The sequence below is a fragment of the Dubosiella newyorkensis genome (genome assembly GCF_001945605.1).
Taxonomy (GTDB): Bacteria; Bacillota_I; Bacilli_A; order Erysipelotrichales; family Erysipelotrichaceae; genus Dubosiella; species Dubosiella newyorkensis.
Window position 1 is genome coordinate 43,087 of record NZ_MPKA01000055.1, and the last position, 10,340, is coordinate 53,426.

Annotated in this window: 8 protein-coding genes and 1 other RNA gene; 7 read left to right on the forward strand and 2 right to left on the reverse strand. The window is 44.9% G+C overall.

Features of this window, described 5'->3' with window-relative positions:
• Positions 1 to 90 precede the first annotated feature (90 nt).
• The 3 genes from BO225_RS03945 to pflA all read left to right on the forward strand — a co-directional run bounded on the left by BO225_RS03945 (position 91) and on the right by pflA (position 4,306).
• The gene (locus BO225_RS03945) at positions 91 to 1,257 is read left to right on the forward strand and encodes a MalY/PatB family protein (protein ID WP_076340972.1); all 1,167 of its coding nucleotides are present in this window, start codon (positions 91 to 93) and stop codon (positions 1,255 to 1,257) included.
• A gap of 65 nt (positions 1,258 to 1,322) precedes the next feature.
• Positions 1,323 to 3,569: a formate C-acetyltransferase gene (gene pflB / locus BO225_RS03950; RefSeq protein WP_076340973.1), complete on the forward strand. Its 2,247-nt coding sequence runs from the start codon at positions 1,323 to 1,325 to the stop codon at positions 3,567 to 3,569.
• On the forward strand, positions 3,569 to 4,306 hold the full coding sequence (pflA, locus tag BO225_RS03955; protein ID WP_076340974.1) for a pyruvate formate-lyase-activating protein: 738 nt from the start codon (positions 3,569 to 3,571) through the stop codon (positions 4,304 to 4,306). The genes pflB and pflA overlap by 1 nt, the downstream gene beginning before the upstream one ends.
• A 56-nt stretch (positions 4,307 to 4,362) precedes the next feature.
• Here pflA and BO225_RS03960 read toward each other — a convergent pair whose 3' ends face one another.
• Both BO225_RS03960 and recU read right to left on the reverse strand, forming a co-directional pair.
• Positions 4,363 to 6,918: a transglycosylase domain-containing protein gene (locus BO225_RS03960; protein WP_076340975.1), complete on the reverse strand. Its 2,556-nt coding sequence runs from the start codon at positions 6,916 to 6,918 to the stop codon at positions 4,363 to 4,365.
• Positions 6,918 to 7,505 (reverse strand): Holliday junction resolvase RecU, encoded by a 588-nt coding sequence (recU, locus tag BO225_RS03965; RefSeq protein ID WP_076340976.1) that lies wholly within the window; start codon positions 7,503 to 7,505, stop codon positions 6,918 to 6,920. The genes BO225_RS03960 and recU overlap by 1 nt, the downstream gene beginning before the upstream one ends.
• Before the next feature lie 124 nt (positions 7,506 to 7,629).
• Between recU and BO225_RS03970 the strand changes: the two genes are divergently transcribed.
• From BO225_RS03970 to BO225_RS03985, 4 genes are all read left to right on the forward strand, one after another.
• Positions 7,630 to 7,962 (forward strand): DivIVA domain-containing protein, encoded by a 333-nt coding sequence (locus BO225_RS03970; protein ID WP_076340977.1) that lies wholly within the window; start codon positions 7,630 to 7,632, stop codon positions 7,960 to 7,962.
• Positions 7,963 to 7,975: 13 nt separating this feature from the next.
• Positions 7,976 to 8,319: RNase P RNA component class B (gene rnpB / locus BO225_RS03975), an RNA gene on the forward strand.
• A 168-nt stretch (positions 8,320 to 8,487) separates the two neighbouring features.
• Positions 8,488 to 9,456 carry a magnesium transporter CorA family protein gene (locus BO225_RS03980; protein WP_076340978.1) on the forward strand — a complete coding sequence of 323 codons (969 nt, stop codon included), beginning with the start codon at positions 8,488 to 8,490 and terminating at the stop codon, positions 9,454 to 9,456.
• A gap of 48 nt (positions 9,457 to 9,504) precedes the next feature.
• On the forward strand, positions 9,505 to 10,340 hold an 836-nt coding region (locus BO225_RS03985), incomplete at its 3' end, for a sugar phosphate isomerase/epimerase family protein (protein ID WP_076340979.1).

The window sequence follows — 10,340 nt, forward strand, 5'->3', positions numbered from 1 at the left end:
TTCTTTTGAAACGGTGTTTCTTTTGCTCAAACTCCCTTTTTTATGAAAAATTCGTTTCGTATAATAAAAAAAAGAAGGAGAATTTGGAAGATGTATGACTTTGATAAAGTAGTGGAGCGAAAAGGAACGGGGTGCGCGAAATACGATGCGGCTCATCAGGAAGACGACGCGCTCATCTCTCTGTGGGTGGCGGATATGGATTTTGAAGTGCTTCCTGAAATTCGGGAGGCGATCATCGAGCGCGCTAACCATCCAATCTATGGATATCCGATTTTGACGGATCCTTATTTAAAGGCGGTTCAGTCTTGGATGAAAAAGCGGCATGACTTTTTGATCGAGAAAGAGTGGATCGTATGCACAGGAGGGGTGGTCCCGGCTTTAAAGCTGGCTGTTCAGGCGTATTCTAAGCCAAACGATGCGGTGTTGATCATGAAACCGGTTTATTATCCTTTTGATTTGGCGATCACATCTAATGGAAGAAAGGTCGTCGAGATCCCTCTGGATTTTGACGGGACGGCCTATTCGCTCGATATGGAGGCTTTTGAGAAAAAGATCGTTGAAAACGAGGTGAAGCTTTTTATTTTATGCAATCCTCATAATCCGCTCGGTGTTGTCTGGTCTAAATCGGATTTGCTGGAAATGGGAAAGATTTGCCAAAAACATGGGGTGAAGGTCGTTTCTGATGAGATCCATATGGATTTTGTCTATCCTGGCTACGTCCATATTCCGTTTTATGAAGTGGATCCATCGTTCAAAGAGTTTTCGATCGTCTGCACCGCGCCTTCGAAAACATTCAATCTAGCTGGATTGTGGACCTCGAATATTATCATCGCCAATGAAAAGATGCGAGAAAAATTCAAAGAAGTCAAAGCGAGAAATGGTGTGACAGATCCTAATATTTTTGGGATGGCTGCTTGTCAAGCCGCCTATACGTATGGAGGAAAATGGGTCGATGCGCTCCTTGAATATTTACAAGGAAACATCGAATTTATGAAGCGCTTTTTTGAAGAGAACATGCCGATGGTCAAGGTGATCGAGCCACAAGGATTGTATTTAGTGTGGGTCGATTTTCGAGCGTTGAAGATGAGCGCAAAAGAACTGGAAGACTTCATGCTTCATCAAGCGCATGTCTGGCTGGACGAAGGGTATATTTTTGGCGCCAGGGGCGAAGGTTTTGAGCGATTCAATGTAGCTTGTCCGCGTTCGATCTTGAAAAAAGGCCTAGAACAAATCAAAGAAGCGTATGATCGACTCTGAGTATTTACAAGAGAGTTAGTTCTCGTTTATATTAGAAAGGTAACTATAAATGAGGGAGGAAATACATGAGAGAACAATGGCGCTCTTTTCAAGGAACGAAATGGCAAGAGGAAGTCGATGTTAGAGATTTTATTCAAAAGAACTACACGCCTTATGATGACGATGAGACGTTTTTGAGCGACCCTACAGAAGCGACGAATGCGCTTTGGTCAAAGCTGCAGGAACTCCAAAAGGAAGAACGGGCCAAAGGCGGCGTTCTGGATATGGAAACTGAAATCGTTTCAAGTTTGACTGCCTATGGCCCTGGATATATCAATGAAGAGCTCAAAGAGCTTGAGCAGATCGTCGGTCTGCAAACCGATCGCCCATTAAAACGCGCTTTTATGCCGTATGGTGGAATCCGCATGAGCGAGGAAGCTTGTACGACATATGACTATACACCAAGCGAAAAGCTGCACGAGATCTTTACAAAATATCACAAGACGCATAACGATGCGGTGTTTAGTGCCTATACGCCAGAGATGCGTTTAGCGCGGAAAAATAAGATCGTCACTGGTTTGCCAGATACGTATGGAAGAGGGCGTATCGTGGGTGATTATCGTCGTGTCGCGTTATATGGGATCGATTTCTTGATCAAGGAAAAGGAAGAAGATCTAGCCTATTGTGGGGATGGCGTCATGAGCGACGATGTCATTCGTCAGCGCGAAGAGATCGCAGAACAAATCAAAGCTCTCAAAGGGATGAAGGAAATGGCGGCAATGTATGGCTACGACATTTCAAAGCCGGCCAACAACGCTAGGGAAGCGGCTCAATGGCTTTATTTTGGGTATTTGGCGGCGATCAAGACACAAAATGGAGCGGCCATGTCCGTTGGTCGGATCTCGACATTCCTCGATATTTATTTTGAACGCGATCTGAAAGAAGGAACACTCACAGAACAAGAGGCGCAGGAGATCATCGATCATATGACGATGAAATTCAGGATGGTAAAATTCGCTCGTATTCCTAGCTACAATCAGCTCTTTTCGGGCGATCCAGTTTGGGCGACCCTCGATGTGGCAGGACTAGGAACGGATGGCCGTTCTATGGTCACGAAAACATGCTTCCGTTTCTTGCATACGCTCGAAAATATGGGGCCAAGTCCAGAACCAAATCTTACGGTGCTCTATTCATCGAGGCTGCCAGAGCCTTTCAAGCTGTACGCGGCCAAGGTTTCGATCGATACAAGCTCGGTTCAATATGAAAACGATGAAGTGATGCGTGTCGAATGGGGCGATGATTACGCGGTTTGCTGTTGCGTGTCCGCGACCCAAACAGGAAAGGAAATGCAGTTTTTTGGCGCTCGCGCCAATTTGGCGAAATGTCTTTTGTACGCGATCAATGGTGGCGTGGACGAGAAGACGAAGATGCAAGTAGGTCCTGAATACAAGCCGATCACGAGCGAGTATCTAGACTATAAAGAGGTCATGCATAAATATGATCAAATGATGGAATGGCTGGCAGGGCTTTATGTCAACATTTTGAATTTGATCCAGTATTTCCACGATAAATATTATTATGAAGCTTCGCAGATGGCTTTGATCGATACCGATGTTCGTCGTACGTTCGCGACAGGGATCGCCGGATTCTCGCATGTGGTCGATTCGCTTTCAGCGATTAAATATGCGAAAGTCAAAACGATCCGCGACGAGGATGGATTGGTCATCGATTACGAGATCGAAGGCGATTTCCCGCGTTATGGAAACGATGACGATCGGGCGGATGAGATCGCGATCTGGCTGCTGAAAGAGTTCATGAAGAAGATCCGCAAGCATCATACATATCGGAATTCGGAGCCTACAACTTCGATCTTGACGATTACTTCGAATGTCGTGTACGGCAAGGCGACAGGCGCCCTTCCGGATGGAAGAAAAGCGGGCGAGCCTTTATCGCCTGGAGCGAATCCTGCCTATGGGGCGGAGCAAAATGGTTTGCTTGCTTCTTTGAATAGTGTAGCGAAGCTTCCTTATGAATATGCTTTGGATGGTATTTCCAATACACAGACAATGAATCCATCGGCTCTTGGACATGATCCGCTTGAAAGGATCGAGAATTTGGTCCATGTTTTGGATGGGTATTTTGACCAGGGAGCGCATCACTTGAATGTGAATGTCTTTGGGGTCGAGAAATTGATCGATGCGATGGAGCATCCAGAAAAAGAAGAGTACGCCAACTTTACGATCCGCGTTTCAGGGTATGCGGTTAAGTTTATCGATTTGACACGAGAACAGCAATTGGATGTGATTTCTAGAACGTGTCATAGTTCTCTATAATGGTGAATTTAGGCGCTATCCATTCGATCGAAACGTTTGGCTCGGTGGATGGTCCGGGTGTTCGTTTTGTCATCTTCTTGCAAGGGTGTTCGATGCGGTGTAAATTTTGTCACAATGTCGATACTTGGAAGACGCAAACACCAACAACAAGCGCCCACGAGCTTTTGAAAAAGGCGCTCCGTTATCGGAGTTATTGGGGAAAAAGTGGCGGAATCACAGTGAGTGGGGGCGAACCCCTTCTGCAGATCGATTTTTTGATCGAGCTGTTCACTTTAGCGAAAGAATCGGGGATCCATACCACACTAGATACTTCAGGGCAGCCGTTCACTTACGATGAGCCTTATTTTTCAAAGATCGAAGCGTTGATGAAGGTGACGGACTTAGTGCTTTTAGATATCAAATCGATCGATTCGAAGGCGCATCAAGATTTAACGGGGCATGGGAATGAAAATATCCTTTCGTTTGCGTGGTATTTGGATTCTATTCATAAACCGGTTTGGATCCGTCACGTACTCGTGCCAGGCTATTCTGAAGTCGAAGGTCGTCTCGTTCGATTGGCGGACTTTGTAGATTCTTTAGCCAATGTTGAACGGGTAGAAGTTCTTCCTTATCATACCCTTGGGGTCTATAAGTGGAAGGAGCTAGGAATGCCTTATCCATTCGAGGGCGTCAAAGAGCCTTCCCAAGAGATGATCGAGGAAGCGAATCAAATATTAAGAACGAGCGAGAACCGATGAGGTCCTCGCTTTTTTTGCGCAAAAAAAAGCAAGAGAATCGAATCTCTTGCTTTTGGCTATTCAAAGAATCGCTTGAAAAATGGATAGATGAATCCGCTTGGCGGGGTCGTTTGATCTGGGGCTGGGGTGTTTGTGTCGCCACCCAATTGTCCAGAATTATCGCTTCCATCTCCTCCTGTGTTTCCACCTTGATCTGGTGGAGTCGTTTGGTCATAGCTGCATACTCCATTCCAATACGTTCCGCCATTGCTGATGCACTCTTGGATCGGATCGGTTTCTTCTGGCTCTTCTGGTTCTTCTGGTTTTTCTTCTTCAACAGCTTGGCAAGCGTTGCCATTCAATACATAGCCTTCTGGACAAGAACATGCCCCGCCATCCCAGCTTCCTCCGCTGCCCGTGCAGGCGGTCTCGTTGGTGTTTTCTTCTTTATAGGTGATGCATATGCCATCTTCGCTATCCCATGTGCCGCCTTGCGCTTGGCAAGCCGTTTTTTCATCATACGTGGATTCGTGGCTTGAATTGGCATCGCCACGCTCTAAATATTCGCTCTTGATATAACCTCCGCGATAATCCGACACTAGATCTGGTTTTGGGATCGCTTGGTAATTGCCATATTGCTGGCAATAATCAAGCATATATTTAGAAATGTGGAAGGCGGTCGCCATATTGAGCTGAGCAATATCAATGTAGTAACCTTGCTGCTGGTATGGTCGAGTATAGCCGGACCAGACTGCGATCGTATATTGGCTTGTATAGCCTACAGACCATTCATCCTTGATCACGCCTAATGGGATACCGTATTGAAGACCATCGGTCGACCAGTCGGAAGTTCCTGATTTCGCGTAGACTGGATAATCTGATTTCAGATATTGGTTGTAGTTGTTGTAGTTGCCGGTAACGACTTTTTCTAAGATCGTCGACATCATAAAGGCGGCTTGTTCGGAGATCAATTCATTGGCTTGCGTATTTGCGCCGATTTCTACGCTGTCTGCGCGGCGTACGACTTTACGGATCCTGTGTGAATTGATGCGCTGCCCTTTGTTGGCGAAGATCGAATAGGCGCTTGCTTGCTGGATCGGCGAAGCCTGCATGTCGGCGCCACCAATACAATATTGTTCGACGAATTGAGAATACACGTCTTCATCATAGCCAAGTTTTTGGCAATACTCTTTCCAATAATCATAGCCGGTCGCTTTTACAAGGTCGATCATCGCGGCGGCCGCTGTCGTGTTTTTCGATACACCGACGGCGTCTGTCAGTGACATTCTTCCTTGATAGGTTCGATCGGAGTTTTGTAGATTGCTTCCTGTCGTGAAGTAATCTTTTGGCGTATCGTTGACGGTATGGCTTGTCGCCCAGCCTAAAATATCGAAAGTCGGGGCGTAAGCGAGAAGGGGTTTCATCGTCGATCCTGGAGAATACCGGTCGGTCGAGTTGTCGATCTTGGTTTCGTCGCTATGATAGCGTCTTCCTGGCGCGACGGCGATGATCTCGCCATTGGTGTTGTCGACGATACCAAATCCGATGTCGAACGCTTCATTTGGGAAGGAAACGATGTTTCCATTGCATATTTCGTCGGCTTGTTTTTGAACGTCCGCGTTGAGGGCGGTGTAGATATCCATTGGGATAATGGATGGATCTTGGCCGGTGAGCGTTTTACATTCTTTGATTGTTTGGGTGATATACGCTTCGTTTGGATCTTCGGAAACGATTTCCGATGATTTGAGCGCGAATTCCAGTCGTGTGTTTTTGGCTAGCTCATATTCTTCTTCGGTGATGTAGCCATGCTGAAGCATGAGCTTCAGCGTTAGATTTCTTCGTTCTGTGGCTTGTTTGAGGAAATCGATTTCGGCTGGACCATTCACGTTGTTGATCGGATTGTTGTTGTAAGGGGCGTTGATGGCGCCAGCCAAGAAGGCGGCTTCCCCTAAGTTGAGCTGGGAAACGTCTTTGCCAAAATAGTATTGGGAGGCTTTTTGGATGCCTCGTGTATTGTTTCCGGAGCCAAACCAGATCCGGTTGACGTAAAATTCAAAGATATCTTCTTTATTGATGCTTTGCTCGGCGATCAAGGATAGGTAGATTTCTTGGATCTTTAACTTGATCTGAGCGAATTTATTCAATTTGCCTTCGTTTTCGAGCTTGGCTTCTTGGTTTTTCGTAAAGGCGTTATCGATCATCTGCATCGTGAGGGTCGAACCGCCTTGCGAGAAATTCCCGCTTCTTAGATTGGCGATCGCCGCGGCCATAAAGCGCGGCAAGTCAAATCCGTTATGGTCGAAATAGCGCGAGTCTTCGATCGACAAAAAGGCGTCCACAACAGATTGCGGGATCTTTTCATAGGTGATGTCTTCGCGGATCTCGTCGCCAAATTCGTAGACGAGATTTCCGCTCGCGTCAAAGATCCGCGAGTTGGATAGGGTCGACAATCCGTCTTGGGAAAAACGCATGCCTTCGGGATCATTAATAATATTGACGAGTATAAAAAATACGGAAATGCAGCCAACCAAGAACAGCGTCAAGACGCAGACGGCGATCTTATTCCAGATGTCTAGCTTTCGGCGTTTCTTTTTAGGTTGCTGCGAAGGGGTTGTGTGTGCTGGTTCCGGCATCAAGAATCCTCCTTAAAATAGATAGCATCTACAACTTTCAAATATTGTAATCGCGGATAGAGCCCTTCTTGGATGAGGTTTCCGTGTTCTAAAAACCACTCGTAGGGAATCGCATATTTGTTGGTTGATTTGATTTTTTGGATGAGTGTGGGTGCGTCCACAAGAAAAGTTTGGCCATGATAGGAAAAGCGAATGATAAAAAAACCGATCCCGCCATGTTGTTCGACTTTTTCAAGGTGTTTGATCTGGTGGTCGTGCACCATTTGCAGCGGAAAGTTTGTCTTGTTCTTTGTGTCTTTTACTTCAAAGTCGATGTATTTGCCTCGATAGATCCCATTGTAGTCGGTCGTTGATGGCGTTCGATAATACGCTTCTGTGATCTTGGCTTTGTTCCTGCTTTCATAATCGACGCGCACAACTTGCACAGGCGTCGGTTTTTTATAGATCAAAGCGATATCGAGATCACGATAATAGGTGTTGGAAAGGTTGATTTCCTTTTCCAGGTCAGCACCGCGTTTTGAATGGTTATCTAAGTTTTTCTCTTTTGGATACGGCTTCATCCCGTTTGGGTAATTGATCGTACTCATCTCTGATATTATATCGAAAAGTAGTAGGTCTTTCAAATTACTGTTCTTGGAAAACGGCTTTTTATTGTTGATTTTTTATGTGAGTTTATGCATAATATAGAAGTTAGAATCGGGGAGGTTCACAATGGCTAAAGATATGAATTTAACGGCACAAGTAATTTATGAAAAGGAATTCCACGTGGACTTGAAAGGATATGCTCCAGGTGAAGTGGATGAGTTTTTAGATCAAGTCATCGAGGATTATCAAAATTACGATGAAAAGATCGAAGAGCTTGGGAGCGCTTTGACTCGTTATGAAGCGAAGATCAAGGAACTCCAACAGCAAGTTTTCGCTTTGCAGACAGAGAATCAAAATCTCCAAGAACAAAAGAACTCGGATTTTATCAATGCGAATTCCGATCAAGTGGATATTTTGAAACGAATTGCCCGATTAGAAAAAGCGGTATTCAACCAATAGAAATCATGAAATTCTAATTCGACAGTTGCTGGCTATTTATATATAGTTAGAGGAAAGTCCATGCTCGCACGATCTGAGATGATCGTAGTGTTTGTGCTGGATGAAGTCATAAATCCAGGCATGATCTTCATGACGGCGAAGCAAGATACCTAAGGGAAACTATGGTTGCGCTTCTTAAAGTGCCACAGAGACGAGCTTTTATGGAAACATAAGAGGTGGAACGGGTAAACCCCGCAAGCGAGAAACCCAAATTTGGTAGGGGAACCGATGGAGACGAATCAGGAAGTCGAAGTTGGATGCGAAAGCATAGATAAATAACTGTCGCCGGCTTGCCGGAACAGAACATGGCTTATGAATTAGAGTTTAAAAAGCGGAATACAGTATTTCGCTTTTTTTTTGGTTTGATGATACAATACAAAACAGAAAGAAGGTGGCTGAATGTCTCCAGACCCTTTTGAACATAGGCATAGATCGATAGGTTGAGCGGAGGCACGCCTTTGAATCCTCCGTAGTTAGGAGGAGAATGTGTTAGAGTTTTATAAGACAAATGAAACTGGGAAGACAGAAAAGATCGACGCGCCCATGCCTGGTTGCTGGATCAGCGCTGTCGCTCCAACGAGTGAGGAAAGAGATTTCTTGATCCATGAGATCGGTGTTCTTCCTGAGTTCGTTAAATCGAGTTTGGATGAGGAAGAAAGCGCCCACATCGATTATGATGATGACGCGGACCAAACGCTGGTGATCTTTGACTATCCAAATGTGAATGATGAGACAAGACGGTTTTCGATCGATCGCAATGGAGAGCAAATGAGCGTTCAATACTCAACGATGCCAATCGGGATCGTCGTGCTGAAAGGCTATATCGTGACGATCTCTTTGCATGAAAATCAAAATATCAGCGATATGGCTTCTGGCCATATCAAAGGGGTCGATACGAGATTGAAAACTAGATTTTTATTGACGCTTCTATTGCGGATCTCTCAAAAGTATTTGATCTATTTGCGTCAGATCGACCGGATTTCTTCGAGAATGGAGAAAAAGTTGTACAAGTCCGCGCAAAATAAAGAGTTGATCGAGATGCTTGGTTTGGAAAAGTCGCTCGTGTATTTTTCGACTTCGTTGAAATCGGACGAATCGACGCTGTCTAAGATCATGCGGGGGCGTCAAATCAAATTGTACGAGGATGATGAAGATCTGCTAGAGGATGTCATGATCGAGATCAAGCAGGCGATCGAGATGTGTAGCATTTATTCGGGCATCTTATCGAGTACGATGGCAACGTTTGCGAATGTCATTTCGAATAATATGAATATTGTCATGAAAATATTGGCTGTCATCACTTTAGTGGTCGAGCTTCCAAATATCATCTTTGGCTTTTATGGCATGAATGTGGAAGGCTTGATCGAACCGTATGCTTGGTTCCCGTTGACGTTAGCGATCGTCGCGTGTGTGATCGCTATTATTATTTTTAAGAAAAAGGATATGTTCGACTAGTTTTGTTCGTGATAATGATATACCATTTAGCTGTAAGCGAGGTGCAGCATGGAACGTTCAATCATTACGGATCAAGTTCATCCGGATCTAGAAACGGCTTTGCGGGAGATCCAAAAGATGGGTTATCGTTCAGTCGAGCTTCATAATGTTTTTGGTAAGAGCATTGAAGCGTGTACGGATGAAGAGGTTTCTCAAATCAAGTTGCTTTTAGATCGTTATGGGATGAGGGTGTCGAATATCGCTTCGACGATTTGTTTTTTGTGTCCTTTATATGAGGGAGATGAAGTTTCGCTCTTCAATCCGTCGTTTTTCGCGACCGAGGGCGATTTGGATACGCATTTCAGGATGGCTCGAAGGGCAGCGAAGATCGCGAAACAATTAGGCGCTCCTAATATTCGGATCTTTCCGTTTCGGTATCCAGACAATCGGAAAGGTCCGTATGGTTCAGAGAAAGATTTTGAAACGATCATTGCTGCGATGAAGCGTATCGCATCGATCGGCAAAGAGGAAGGTGTCGTATTCGTTTTAGAAAATTGTCCGTATTCGCATTGTCCAAAGGGCGAGATGACGCTTCGCATCATCAAGGCTGTCAATCAAGAATCTTTGCGTTTGTTGTGGGATCCGGCCAATTCGTTCAGAGCAGAAAAGGATCTCGTTCCGGACTCTTATAAATCTTGGTCGCTTTTAGAAGAATTAGAAGCTCTATATCCTTATATTGATCATATTCATGTGAAGGACTATCGATTTAGGCCAGAACTATATATATTGCCTTTAATAAGCCAAACAAAGTCGATCAATGACTTGGTACGGGCGCTGATTGACCCATTTTTCGAATTCTTTGACCCTCGCACTGATTTCCTGCTTTGTATGAATGAATACATTGT